The organism is Candidatus Liberimonas magnetica (genome assembly GCA_020523885.1).
Taxonomy (GTDB): Bacteria; Elusimicrobiota; Endomicrobiia; order Endomicrobiales; family JAFGIL01; genus Liberimonas; species Liberimonas magnetica.
In genome coordinates, this window is sequence record JAJAPY010000022.1 from 1 (window position 1) to 13564 (window position 13564).

The 13564-nt window shown below is 38.0% G+C and carries 13 protein-coding genes and 1 tRNA gene; 10 read left to right on the plus strand and 4 right to left on the minus strand.

Annotated features, from left to right (window positions below; all coding sequences use genetic code 11):
* The first annotated feature begins 373 nt into the window (after window positions 1-373).
* The 10 genes from LHV68_12410 to LHV68_12455 all read left to right on the plus strand — a co-directional run bounded on the left by LHV68_12410 (window position 374) and on the right by LHV68_12455 (window position 9499).
* Window positions 374-446 (plus strand) — tRNA-Ala (locus LHV68_12410).
* Between the two features lie 130 nt (window positions 447-576).
* Window positions 577-1017: a secondary thiamine-phosphate synthase enzyme YjbQ gene (locus LHV68_12415; GenBank protein MCB4792672.1), complete on the plus strand. Its 441-nt coding sequence runs from the start codon at window positions 577-579 to the stop codon at window positions 1015-1017.
* Window positions 1014-1589: a 16S rRNA (guanine(966)-N(2))-methyltransferase RsmD gene (gene rsmD / locus LHV68_12420; protein ID MCB4792673.1), complete on the plus strand. Its 576-nt coding sequence runs from the start codon at window positions 1014-1016 to the stop codon at window positions 1587-1589. The genes LHV68_12415 and rsmD overlap by 4 nt, the downstream gene beginning before the upstream one ends.
* Window positions 1590-1593: 4 nt before the next feature.
* A complete protein-coding gene (gene argB, locus LHV68_12425; GenBank protein MCB4792674.1) occupies window positions 1594-2346 on the plus strand; it encodes an acetylglutamate kinase in 753 nt (250 codons plus the stop codon).
* An 11-nt stretch (window positions 2347-2357) separates the two neighbouring features.
* Entirely contained in the window at window positions 2358-3536 is a 1179-nt protein-coding gene (locus LHV68_12430) for an aspartate aminotransferase family protein (protein MCB4792675.1), read from the plus strand.
* Window positions 3537-3547: 11 nt separating this feature from the next.
* On the plus strand, window positions 3548-4756 hold the full coding sequence (locus LHV68_12435; GenBank protein MCB4792676.1) for an argininosuccinate synthase: 1209 nt from the start codon (window positions 3548-3550) through the stop codon (window positions 4754-4756).
* The gene (argH, locus tag LHV68_12440; GenBank protein ID MCB4792677.1) at window positions 4756-6102 is read left to right on the plus strand and encodes an argininosuccinate lyase; all 1347 of its coding nucleotides are present in this window, start codon (window positions 4756-4758) and stop codon (window positions 6100-6102) included. The genes LHV68_12435 and argH overlap by 1 nt, the downstream gene beginning before the upstream one ends.
* Window positions 6099-7316, plus strand: coding sequence for a TolC family protein (locus LHV68_12445; protein MCB4792678.1), 1218 nt, complete (start codon window positions 6099-6101; stop codon window positions 7314-7316). The genes argH and LHV68_12445 overlap by 4 nt, the downstream gene beginning before the upstream one ends.
* A gap of 229 nt (window positions 7317-7545) precedes the next feature.
* Complete coding sequence (locus LHV68_12450; GenBank protein ID MCB4792679.1) at window positions 7546-8496, plus strand: patatin-like phospholipase family protein; 951 nt, start codon at window positions 7546-7548, stop codon at window positions 8494-8496.
* 4 nt (window positions 8497-8500) lie between these two features.
* On the plus strand, window positions 8501-9499 hold the full coding sequence (locus tag LHV68_12455; protein ID MCB4792680.1) for a tetratricopeptide repeat protein: 999 nt from the start codon (window positions 8501-8503) through the stop codon (window positions 9497-9499).
* A 39-nt stretch (window positions 9500-9538) separates the two neighbouring features.
* Here the strand turns inward: LHV68_12455 and LHV68_12460 are convergent, their stop codons facing one another.
* From LHV68_12460 to LHV68_12475, 4 genes are read right to left on the minus strand one after another with little or no spacing between them, the layout of a single operon-like run.
* A complete protein-coding gene (locus tag LHV68_12460; protein ID MCB4792681.1) occupies window positions 9539-10255 on the minus strand; it encodes an OmpA family protein in 717 nt (238 codons plus the stop codon).
* Between the two features lie 24 nt (window positions 10256-10279).
* Window positions 10280-11089 (minus strand): MotA/TolQ/ExbB proton channel family protein, encoded by an 810-nt coding sequence (locus LHV68_12465; protein MCB4792682.1) that lies wholly within the window; start codon window positions 11087-11089, stop codon window positions 10280-10282.
* Window positions 11090-11116: 27 nt separating this feature from the next.
* The gene (locus LHV68_12470) at window positions 11117-12508 is read right to left on the minus strand and encodes a hypothetical protein (GenBank protein MCB4792683.1); all 1392 of its coding nucleotides are present in this window, start codon (window positions 12506-12508) and stop codon (window positions 11117-11119) included.
* A complete protein-coding gene (locus LHV68_12475) occupies window positions 12471-13556 on the minus strand; it encodes a hypothetical protein (protein ID MCB4792684.1) in 1086 nt (361 codons plus the stop codon). Before LHV68_12475 ends, LHV68_12470 begins: the two co-directional genes overlap by 38 nt.
* Window positions 13557-13564: the final 8 nt, after the last annotated feature.

The following is a 13564-nucleotide window of genomic DNA, read 5'->3' on the forward strand; positions in this document are numbered from 1 at the left end:
AACACCTTGTCAGCATTTGACTAACTGAGTGTCCATACGTAAGGGTACACCCCAAGTTCCGGAATACAAATTGGGACAAAAGGTAACTTTTTAATAAATAAATTGTACCACCAAAGAGTTAAAATTTGTTTTTTAAAGGTATTTTTGATATAATTCTTTAAATAAACGTGAAATAAACTTGAGCTTTTGGCATAGCTCTAAGGATAAAGTCATAAAAAGCCATCTGTAAAAAAATCTGATAAAAATCTGACATTAGGGCAAAAACGGGCCGTTTTTTAAGGTTTCAGGAGTTTGCAGGAATTGTCATGTATTTTGGTTTTGAAGTGAAATTGCCGTCGATAAATGTTAAACGAACATTATTGAGTCGTAACATGGGGCTGTAGCTCAGCTGGGAGAGCGCTTCCTCGGCAAGGAAGAGGCCGACGGTTCAAGCCCGTTCAGCTCCACTTTTTATAGAGAGATAAAGATAGAGAAAGAACTAAGAACAGAGTTAAAATAAAAGAGTAGAAAGTAAATAGAAAGTGTATATGGTTTGGTAATTTACTTTCTATTTTACTGGCTGCTCTTGAATTTTTTATGCGTGCTGGAGGAGTTCCGCTGGATATATTTACTGATGAAATAACGCTTTCTACCAAGGGAAACGGGGATGTATTGAACATAACTGAAGCGGTGGAAAGCGTTATAAAAGACAGCAAAATTGCAGAAGGGCTTGTAAATGTGTCCGTGGTGGGCTCTACGGCTGCTATCACGACTATAGAGTTTGAGCCGGCGCTTGTAAAGGACTTGCAGGAAGTTTTAGAGAAACTCGTTCCTTCAGGTAAAGAATATCACCACGACAAGACATGGGGCGATGCGAACGGATTTTCTCATATTAGATCGGCTTTAATAGGTACAAGTAGAGCATTTTCCTTAAAAGGCGGGGAACTGATGCTTGGCACATGGCAGCAGATTATATTGGCTGATTTTGATAACAGAAAGCGTACGAGAAAAGTTATAGTCCAGGTAGTGGGAAAATGAGCGAACTAAGGATAATAGCAGGTACGGCAAGAGGAAGAAAAATAAAGACTTTCAAAGATGACTTGTCAGTAAGACCCATCCTTGCCAGGATGAAAAAGTCTGTTTTCGATATTTTAAAAACCAGGATATGCGATTCATCTTTTTTAGATCTGTATGCAGGAACAGGCGCAGTAGGCATTGAGGCCATTTCGAGAGGTGCCAGGCACGCTGTTTTTGTCGATGCAGATAACAAGTGTGTTAATCTCATTAAGGAAAATTTAAAAAATTTGAAGTTTGACGCAGTCTCGGATGTGTATCAATCTGATGTGTTAAAAGGGCTTGAATGGCTAAGGGCTAAATTCGACCTTGTCTATATGGGGCCGCCTTACAAAGATAAAGATAAAGTGCCTCTTTCGCTTGTAAACCCGACGCTTGAAGCTATTGAAAAAGCAGGTATTTTAATGCCGGGCGGGATAATCATAGCACAGCATCATAAGAAAGAGATGGTGTCTAATATTGGAGCACTTGTAGAAGTAAGGAATGAAAAATACGGAGATACAATAATATCATTTTACGAAAAAGCAGCAGGGTAATAAAATGGCAAAAAAAATAAACGTAATAAAATTCGGCGGAAGCCTGAGCAAAAATAGGAAAGCCTGGAACAGGTTCCTTGATGACATTGCAGTTTTGTCAAAAAAAAGTAAATATGTTATTATTCATGGCGGTGGGCCTGAAATAAACGCCTGGCTTGATAAACTTAATATAAAAACGAAGTTTATAAATGGTTTAAGGTACACGGATGAAAAGACCCTGGAAGTAGTTGAAATGGTTTTAAGCGGCAAGGTCAATAAAACAATAGTTTCAGAGCTTCTTAAAAGAAAAGTCAATGCCGTTGGTATATCATGCAAAGACGGTTTTACCTGCATAGCAAAAAAAAATAAAAAACTTGGGCTGGTAGGCGAGCCGTTGAAGGTAAATACAGGGCTTTTAAATATACTTCTTAAAAACGGATATTTACCTGTGATTTCATCATTGGCTATATCTGAAGAAGGTGAGACTTTAAATGTCAATGCTGATTCCATAGCGATGGCTGTTTCAAAGGCGCTGAAAGCGGAAAAACTGATCCTTCTTACTGATGTAGAGGGTATTCTAGATAGGAACAATGAAACTATCCGGTCTATCCGCTCAAAAGATATTAAAGGCCTTATAAAAAGTAACGTTGTTACAGGCGGGATGATACCCAAAGTCCAAGCTTGTTTTGATTCTATAAGGTGCGGGATAAAACAAGTATGGATCGTTTCGGGTGTTTTAGGGATAAAAAAACTTAAAGGTACATTGATAACAAAATGAGGAAAAATAAAATGAAACATATAATAAAACTTGAAAAAGAATTCGTTTTTCAAACATACAAAAGGCACGAGCTTTATCTGATAAAAGGCAAAGATAAGTATGTTTGGGATTACAACGGAAAAAAATACCTTGATTTCTTTGCAGGGATAAGCGTGTGCAATGTCGGGCATTGCCATCCAAGGGTGGTTAATGCCATAAAAAAACAGGCTGAAAAACTGATACACGTATCTAACCATTATTATGCGCAGCCGTATGTAGAACTCGCCAGGGAACTTGCAAAAAAAACATTCCCGGGCAAAGTTTTCTTTTCTAATTCAGGAGCTGAGGCTAACGAGTGTGCTATTAAACTTGCAAGAAAGTGGGGAAATCCTAGAGGGAAAAATGAGATAATAGTTTTTAGCGGGTCTTTTCATGGAAGGACGATAGCCACCCTTACGGCAACAGGCCAGGTAAAGTTCCATAAAGGTTTTGAACCGCTTGTACCCGGGTTCAAATATGCGAAATTCAATGATCTGAGTTCTGTAAGAAAGCTTATTAACTCAAAAACCGCTGCGATACTGATTGAACCTGTCCAGGGAGAAGGCGGAGTATACCCGGCTTCAAAGGAATTCCTTAAAGGGCTCAAGAAACTTTGCAAAAAGCACGGTCTTATGCTTATCTTTGACGAGATACAAACAGGAATCGGAAGAACAGGTGAATTATTTGCTTATAAACACTACGGTGTAGTCCCTGATGTTATAACTTTGGCTAAGAGCCTTGCAGGCGGGCTTCCAATCGCTGCTACTGTAGTGAACAAAAAGTATGAATCTGTATTTTCATACGGTGACCACGGTTCTACTTTCGGCGGGAACCTTGTTCCGTGCAGTGCTGCCCTTGAAGTCCTTGATATAATTACGCCAAGACTATTGTCTAATACAAGGAATATCGGAAAGTATTTCATTGAAAAGTTAATTAAATTGAAGCAGAAGTATGATTTTGTTAAAGAAATCAGGGGACTGGGGCTGATGATAGGGCTTGAACTTGCTTTTAACGGAAGAGATATAGTAAAATCTTGCCAGGATAAGGGATTAATAATAAATTGTACCAACGATAATGTTCTAAGGTTCTTGCCGCCGCTGACAATAAATAAAACTGATGTGGATAAGGCGGTTAGCATTTTAGACGATATTTTTGGTAAACTAAATGTATGAGAGGATAATATATGTCTAATGTTAAAAAGATAGTTGTAGCCTATTCCGGAGGCCTTGATACTTCGGTAATATTAAAATGGCTTCAAGAAACTTATAAGGCGGAAGTAATTGCCTGTGCCGTTGATGTAGGCCAGGGTAAGGAAATAAAGCCGTTAAAAGAAAAAGCACTGAAAACCGGTGCTTCCAAAGCTTATATAATAGATGCGAAGAAAGAGTTTGTTACTGACTATATTTACCCGGCATTAAAGGCAAATGCTGTTTATGAAGGTAAATATTTGCTCGGGACTTCGCTTGCAAGGCCTATTATTGCAGAAAAAGTAGTTGAAGTAGCAAAAAAGGAAAAAGCAGATGCGGTGTGCCACGGTGCAACCGGTAAAGGAAATGACCAGGTAAGGTTTGAACTTGCATTTAAAGCCTTGATGCCGCACGTAAAAATAATAGCTCCCTGGAGAGAGTGGAGCATAAGGTCAAGAAATGATGCTATGGATTACGCAAAAAAACACGGAATACAGGTTCCTGTCACTAAAGCAAAACCTTATTCATCAGACGCCAACCTTTGGCATATTTCTTATGAAGGCGGGATACTTGAAGACCCGAACAAGGAATATGATGAAACAATGTTCCAATTGACCGTATCTCCGCAAAAAGCGCCGAATAAACCGGCATATATTACAGTTGATTTTATAAAAGGCATACCTGTTGCGGTTAACGGCAGGAAACTCGGCGCAGTTGAACTTATCCAAACTTTAAATAGAATAGCAGGCGCCAACGGCGTTGGAAGAGTGGATATTGTCGAGAACAGGTTGGTCGGCATGAAGTCAAGAGGTGTTTATGAAGCACCTGCAGCTACAGTGCTTCTTGAAGCGCACAGGTATTTGGAATCGATCTGCCTTGACAAGGAAACATCTCATTATAAGTCTTTGATTTCAGAAAAATATGCAGAGTTAGTCTATAACGGGCAGTGGTTTACCCCTTTAAGAGAAGCTTTTGATGCATTTATCGAAAGGACGCAAAAAAAGGTTTCAGGTACGGTTAAATTAAAGCTTTACAAAGGGAATCTAACGGTTGCCGGAAGAAAATCTCAAAATTCACTTTATTGGGAAAAACTTGCAACTTTTAATAAAGATGATATTTACAATCAAAAAGATGCCGAAGGGTTCATAAACCTGTTCGGCCTGCCTATAAAAGTTGAAGCTTTACTAAACAGGGGAAACAGATAATGGATAACAAAGCCAAGACAGTGCAGGATTTTGTCTCTTCTTTTTCTTATGATCAAAGGCTCGCAGTGTTTGATGTCATAGGATCTATAGCGCACGTGAGGATGTTGGTAAAGTCAAAAATAATACCTGCCGGAGAGGGAAAAAAGATCATAAAAGGCCTAAATTCTATTCTAATTGATATAAATAAGGGTAAAAAATTACTTAAAGAAGAAGATGTCCATTATGCGGTTGAAAAAGAACTTATAAAGAGAATAGGTGTTCTCGGCGGGAAGATGCATACTGCAAGAAGCAGAAATGACCAGGTGGCCCTTGATATAAGGATGTATATAAGAAATGAAATAAGGGTTTTAATCGATATATTGTCTGACCTGGAAAAATCGATAGCCGCACAGGCAGCCAAGAATATAAAAGCTGTAATGCCTGGTTATACACATATGCAGCATGCACAACCAGTCCTTTTTTCTCATCATATATTGTCGTATGCCTGGATGTTTGAAAGGGATAAAGAAAGGCTCAAGGACTGTCTAAAAAGGGTGAACATCCTTCCTTTAGGAAGCGCTGCTTTGGCAGGGACATCTTTTAATATTGACAGGAATTATGTTGCAAGGATGCTTAGTTTCGACGGAATAAGCCTAAATTCAATAGATGCGGTAAGCGATAGGGATTTTATTATCGAGTTTATATCCGATTTAAGCATTATAGCCACTCATTTATCAAGGTTATCTGAAGAACTGATAATCTGGTCAAGTTCTGAATTCGATTTTATTAAATTACCGGACGCTTTTACTACAGGTTCATCAATTATGCCCCAGAAAAGAAATCCTGATGTAGCCGAATTAATCAGAGCAAAAACAGGAAAGGTATACGGCGACCTGATGGCGATACTGACAATTATGAAAGCCTTGCCGCTTGCATATAACAGGGATATGCAGGAAGATAAACCAATTTTGTTCAATGCCTTTGACACGGTTATGGATTGCCTTAATGTCATGATTCCTATGGTATCCGGCCTTGAAATAAAACCGGGCAATATGTCAGAGGCAGCAAAAAAAGGTTTCCTGTGTGCGACAGAACTTGCAGATTTTCTGGTAAGAAAAGGCATGCCGTTCAGGACAGCGCACGGGATAATCAAGAATTTAGTTAATTATTGCATTAAAAGAAATAAGGATTTAATAGATTTGTCCGCAAATGAACTCAAGACATTTTCGAAACTGTTTAACAATGATGTCCATTCTTTACTTAAGCCTGAAAATACTATAAACTTAAAAAAATCCATTGGTGGAACCTCCAGTTCATCAGTAAAAAATCAAATAAGCTCCTTAAGAAAAATATTAAAAAAAATATGAAATATTTATTCAAGACCTGTATGTTTTTCATGTTGATAAATACGCCTTCATTTGCACAAAATGCGGAAAGGATCCTGGATTTAAAGGAATGCCTGTCCGTAGGGCTAAACAACAGCCAAAAACTCATTGTGTTAAAAGAGCATATTGAGCTAACCAGGCAGGTAGTAAATGAGGCAAGGGCTCTTAACTTTCCGAAGATTGATTATAACTTCAGCATGTCACGGTTCAATAATACAAATCCTACGGTACTATCTCCGTCGTTTAATTCGCTTTATTTGCCTGTTAATAACAAAGACCAGTATTTTGTAACAGGATTTTCGCTATGGCAGTATCTTTACGCTGGAGGCCGTTATACGACAAGCTTAAGGGTCGCAGAAGCAAACAGGTCTCAGACTGAAAGCAGATACGAAATCGTGAAAAATGAAGTAATCAGGGATATAAAACTGGCATATTACAAAGTTTTGGTCATAAAGGAAAAGATAGGTGTTTTTAATAAAACTTTACAAGAAATCCATACTATTGAAGAAAAGAATCCAAATAAAAAAGAATATTATCAATCTTTAAAGAATAAATTAAAAATGGATATGACCCAGATAAAACATGAATACGAAATGGCAAAACTCAAGTTTTTGGATGCTCTTGGATTGGAGCTTGATACCGAAGCCGAGATTAAAGGTGAAATTATACTGCCTAAAGAAAAATATGACCTAAGCAAATGTTTGGCTTGGGGGCTTGAATATAGGCCGGAACTCAGGCAGACGCAATTCCAAGAAACAATTGACAGCCTGCATGTGAATTTATCTTTATCTGAACGTTATCCAACGATTACTTTGGGCGCAAACTATGAATGGCTGGGGTATCAGTTCCCTCTGGCCGACAAAAACTGGAGTGCGGTAATAAATTTGAATGTCCCTATTTTTGACGGCTGGGCTGCCTGGGCAAGGATAAAGCAGAGAAGGCTACAATTAAGGGAAGGAAAGATAAAACGTTCTGAATTAGAAGACCGGATCCGTTTGCAGGTAAGGCAGTCTTATCTTGACTACAATTATTGGCAGGAAAAAATGCAAAATATAGATACTCAAAAATATACCGGAATTGAACCTGAAAAGAGGCTTGAGAATACTGTATTAAGCTTTGAAACGACAAATAGTCTGATCGAAAGCCATATAAGGCTAGAATGGGCGATCGGAAAATCTTTAAATGAATTGAAATAATAAAATACCTATATCCTAATAGAAAGACCCCCGACTCCTTTCGGGGGAAATGAATATCCCGCCATAGCGGGAAGTCATACAATCAAAGGAGCCTGCGGCTCCTACCGAAGGGACTCCGCTTTCCAAAATGAACCCAGCCCTTACTAAAATGTTTAGAGTTAGAAAATACTTGGGTGTAAATGTAATTAAAAGCTCAGAAAAACTATATTTATTTAGGAGGAAGGGCTGGGTGAAAAATAAAACACTTTCCGCAGTTATTCTTATTTTCCTCCTTATTTCTCTACCTGGTTATTCTTTCGCTCTGGACAATGAAAAAATATTAACGGATCTGTTATGGAGCAGAGTTATAGCCTTAAGGCCGCCCCATAGGCCAAAAGTTGCTTTAGTCTTAGGCGGTGGCGGTGCCAGAGGATTTGCCCATATAGGTGTCTTAAAGGTCTTAGAAGAGGAAAAAGTACCTATAGATATTGTTACTGGTACTAGCGTCGGTGCTCTTATAGGAGCGTTATATGCAAGTGGCTTAGACGTTAACCAATTTGAAAAAATGTCGGAAAATGTTGGATGGAACGACCTTGTGAATGCTTCAGGGCCGGCTCTAGTGAACCTGCTTTTGACTAACCAGCTTCTTTCAAGCGAAAGAATGGAAAAATACCTAAAGAAAAACATTCGTGACCTTCGTTTTGATGAGTTAAAAATTAAATTTGCATGTGTAGCGACAGACATAATAACCGGTGAGCGCATTATCTTTAAGGAGGGGGAAATTGTACCCTGTGTCAGGGCGAGTGCTACGATGCCGGGTGTTTTCGAACCTGTAGAATACAGGCATCGTTACCTTGTGGACGGCGGGCTTGTAGACAATATACCTGTTGATGTGGCAAAGCTATTGGGCGCGGATTTTATTATTGCAGTGGCGGTATCAGGAAATTTTAGCAAAAACAGGATATCGAATGTGTTTATGGTATTAACCCAGTCAATAAACATACAAGGCAAGTTATTGGATAAGGATAATCTGGGAATGTCGGATATTGTGATACAACCGGACGTAGGGGATGTATCTGCCATTGACCTCGGCTGTTCTAACGAATGTATAGATGCAGGTATTACAGCAACACGCAAGTCCGTGGCTGTTCTAAAACAAATGTTGATCAAAAAGACTTCAGCTTATTACCTGTTTAGATGATACCATGAAGAAAACATTGGTTTTGTTAATATTGTTTTTAAGCCCTTCTATTTTAAACGCAGTTGATTCTGATACAGAGTCAAGGTTAATTTCTATCCTGGCCAATGCTAAAAATAAAAATAAAAAAATCGAGATATATTTAAAATTGGCAGATCTATATAAATCAAACAAAGACAGCAAGAAAGCTATCGAAGCTTATAAAAGCATAATTGGACTATATCCCAAAAAAAAGATAAGTTATGAAGTTTTAGTGTTGATAGGCAATACACAGTTGATGGAAAAACAATATGCAGATGCCATAGAATCATATAAGGAAGCGATTGAAATAAAACCTAAGAGAGAAGAAGGGAGGCTTTGTCTGGCAAATGTCTACAAACTAAGCGATCTAAATGATTTAGCACAAATGCAATATATTGAGATATTAAATAAGAATAGAAGGTCTTTTGACGCAAATTTTGGCCTGGCTAACCTTTACCTGGAAATGGATTTTAACACTAAAGCTATCCTATTTTACGATAAAGCGCTGAAAATAAAACCGGATATAGAAGCATTCAGACAGGTAGCTTATTGTTATGAAAAAGCCGGCGATATTGATTCTGCGGTCCTGCTGCTCTTAAGGATTGAAGAAAAGAACAGGAGTTATCAGGATTTTATTGACCTTGGCAGGTTATATGGTTTAAAAAACATGAAAACCGAATCTCATAAAAAATATATACAGGCAATCAATTTAAACCCTGAAAAAGCCGAAGCATATATTTATCTTTGTATCTCAAATTTAAATGACAATGATCTTGATAAAGCCTTGGAATTCATGAGTATTGCAAAAAATAAATATCCTAAAGAAACCTCGGTGCATTTTCTGTCAAGCTATATTTACTATTTAAAGAAAGATGTTAAAATGGCCGAGGAAGAACTTCGGCTTGCAAAAGAATACTGTAATGACAATGTCCCAGAGAAAGAATACTTAAACAAATTTAAGGGCTATATAAGCGGAAAAAAATAAATGATAAGGTTCAGAAAGGTATTTTAGGTATGAAAGGTTCTATTTCGTTTGTTGTACTGCAGCAGGATTTTTCTTCAGGTCACTAACAGAAATCTCTTTTCGCATTTCTTCAACTAAGAATGAATCAGGACTGATAACCACAACTACTCTCCGGTTTTCAGGATGACCCTTAGACTTTTCGGTTTCCTGTATTAACGGTTTGGTGTCGGCATAGCCTACGGATTCAAACCTTCTTGAATCCAGGCTGTGAGCGATGAAAAATTTCACGACTTTTGCTGCCCGGGCACTTGATAGTTCCCAGTTTGAGGGGTATACATCGCTTTTAATAGGAAGGCTGTCGGTATGTCCCTGCACGACTATTTTCCTTCTTGCGATATCCCCTGTGCTTAAAAGCGCGGATATTTTTGAAAGGACATCAAAAGCTTGTGGTTTAACATCGGCTTTCCCAACATCAAAGAGCAGCTTATCCTTGAAATTAACCTCCACCCCGTTTGCCGTAAGTTTTGCATCGATCTGGACCTGCATATTTTCATGCACAATAAAATCTTTTATTTTTAATTCTAACTGCTTTAAAGTCATCCTGTCCTTTTTAGAAAAATACTCGGTCATCATTTCAAATTTATTCTTATCAAGGGTTGACATTGACACCATAACTATAAAAAAAGCCAATAAAAGTGTTACCATGTCGGCATAGGAAATCAGCCATGGCTGGTCATCTTCTTGTTCACTGGTTTTTTTTATTTCAGGTAATTTCATATAGTTTAATTGTTAGGTAGGTGTTTATTTGGTTTCAAGTTTCTTATACAGTTGTTTTCTCTGGCTCGGAGGCATATATACAGATAGTTTATCTTTTATGTAAATCGGGTGTTGTTTCTTTAAGATGTACATCAAACCTTCAATCTGCATTCTTCCTATCCTGAAATTATATTCAGCGTGAAATAAGAGTTTGTTGGCCATCGGGTTAAATATCATATTCGCAAAAACTACACCATAAAGAGTGGCAGTCAATGCTACAGATAAAAATGGGCCCATTTTTTCTGGATTCTCGCTTAATACCCTCATCATAAATATAAGGCCCACCAAAGTCCCTACCATGCCGAATGCCGGAGCTGTTTTGCCCATGGTCCTAAATACATAAAAATCTATCATTTCACGGTCATACTTCCTTTGAATATTTGTTTCAAGGTATTCATAGACTTCTTCCGTCTTGTAGCCGTTCACAAGCATTGTCATCCCGTCTTTTAAAAGGTCGTCATTTTTATAAGTTGTTAATTTTTCTTCAAGCCCTTGAATGCTGTTTTTTGTATACCTAGCGCTGGCATCACATATCTCTTCGATAGCGTCTACAAAATTATATTCTTTCCGGATAAATACTACAAAGAACGCATAAAAACCGCGTACCAGGTGGGAAAGAGGATGTGCTATAAGCGTTGCAGCTACTGTTCCGCCCATAACGATGAGAAAAGCAGGGATGCTCAAATACATCTCCTGTACCCCCATGACTTTGGCAGCATTTTGCTGGGTAACTTCGATTATGGCAATCACCATCACCGAAAATCCTACTACAATTCCTATGAGAGTAGTTGGCATTGCTTCTGTCTCCTGTCGATTTGCAGATTATCTTTTATATTTAAAAAGTGCTTTTCTTACTTCTGACATATTGGGGTTAATTCGTAGAGCTGATTCCCAGGAACTAACTGCAAGGTCAGTATCGCCCATGGTGAAATATATAGACCCTTCAATAGCGTAAGCTAGGGCTGTTTCCTGCTTGGCAAGTGACCTTTGAACTGAATTCAGGGCGGCATTATATTTTTTTTCATAAAAAAACTTTTGTGCTTTAAGGAGATCATCTAAGGTCTGGGTATCAGCAATTATTGGATTGTCCACATTTTTTGCTTGGACATTGTCATTTTGAGTTTGAACTGTTTCAGGAGCCCCGGCATCCGATTGCGGGTTAGCCGTATTATATGTATTCGATGTAGAAGGTGTTTGTGGATTTTGAAAAGCGGATGCTGTTGTTTGCGCTTGTGAAGTAGTAGTGGATTTTTTGTCCATGAATTGAGAAAGGTACTGCATGATTTTATCTATGTTCGTATTATCTTTTTTTGAATCTGTTTGCACCGGTTTTTCGGTTTTTTTGGTTTTTGGCAAAGCAAGGTTCATGTCGACATAAGTAGGGTCCAGATATAATTCTACCTCTTGCCCGTCTTGTAACAATTTCAATTTAACATACTGTTGTCCGGAATATTCTTCAATAGAAGCCTTGGAAGGTACAAGCCCGGGTTTTTTAGTTGAAGTAGAGGCTCCTGTTGAAAAATTTTTAGTTAACTCGAACTTGTCAAAACTTCCTGATAGATCCGCTACTTTATCTCTTAATTGTTCCTGGTTCTCATTTAATTTTATCAGCATTGACATTATGTCTTCCTGTTCTTTTTTCAGGTAAGAGATCTGATTGTCATATGAGGTAGTGCTTTTTAAGTCTTCATATTGGTTTTTTATTGATTGTTTTTTGATCGAGTCAATGTCCATTAAAGCACTGTCTTGTTTTTGTTTAATTTCATTTAATTGACTAGCGAAAGTTGTACTGCTGATACTGAGTTTTATATTAATGGCATTGATCTGTTTTGATAAGTCATCTGTTATTTGTTTTAAATCATTAGGAGTTTGTTTTGAATCACTAGGAATAGGTTGTTTTAAATCGTTAGGAGCAGTTTGTTTTGTGCCGATAGGAGCAGTTTGTTTTGTCCCATTAGCAGCGGGTTGTTTTACGTCGTTATTAGCAGGTTTGCCATTAGGGGTAGTTTGTTTTAAATCATTAATAGGAACCACGGGCTCCTGCTCCGGGCTGGTGCTTTGAACAGGCATCGTATCATCTTGAGCATCTTGTACGGATGAAAAAGGGATAGGTGGAAGCAGGTTTTCATCTGATTTTTCTTGTGTGTATGCGGGGTAAGCAAAAAAAAGAAAAATACTAAGGCTTATAATTAAACCGTAAGAGGGATATTTCATATGATAATCCTCCGACTTTCACGATGCTATTAGTTTTATTAACCGTAACGTCAGTTATTGGGATATAGTTGATGCCTGCACCTACGGTGATATTTTTCGTTATATCGGACTCTATTTTAATGCCGAAAGTATTTACGCCCGAAGCTCCCATACCAAAAAGCCTGCCATAATTTATTTCAGCAGCTATATAATCTCTTCCTTGTACAGACTTCACAGGAATTATTGAAATCCTGGCCCCTATTCGGGTAAAGAATGCAATAGACCCATTTGTTACTATAGTGGGATCTAAATCATTACCCGAGATACCGTCATATAGATATAAGGCTCCGCCTGCTAAAGTATACCTTACTGAATCGCCTGTAATCGTCTTTTGTGAAATCCTTAGGTCTACTGTGTAATAATTGGCATAACTTGGGACTGTAAGGTTGCTGCTTGAACTTGTCTGGCCAACGGGGATACCTGCTGTACCTATACCATAATCTACACCGGTCAATTTTTTTTCAAGCGAAACAGTTTGAGTAACGCTGGTTAATTCCTGGCTCCAGACAATCGCCATATTATCTGTTTCAAATATCCTTAAGTTCAAATAAAGTGTCTTATGTGTAACATATAACTCGCCTTCCAGGTAACCGTCTAGTCTCAATTTAGAAGCTATATCTTTTATTTCTTCTGTGCTTTGAAACCCGGAAACGAGGGTTATACTGTCTTCGCTTGACACAACCTTGATAGGTTTTATTTCAGGAGCATATACCAGGATAGGCCTTTGCACCTTTAAAAGAGCAGCTTCAATATTCCCATACATTTGCCTGAAAAGAGGCAAGGGGATATTGCTCCTGTCGACTTTAAGAGAAAAAAAGACTATCCTTCTGACTTTTGGGTCCAGCTGTGCTATCTTGTCCGGAAGGCTTTTAAGGCATGAATCAAGCATTTCGATGAGTTTATCATCGGAAATATCACGTACACTTTTTTTTTCAGCTGCAAAGATAAAATTCGGTATTAAAAGATTTACAACAAAAATCAAAGCAAAAATGCTTCTAAATTTATTCATTTAATCAC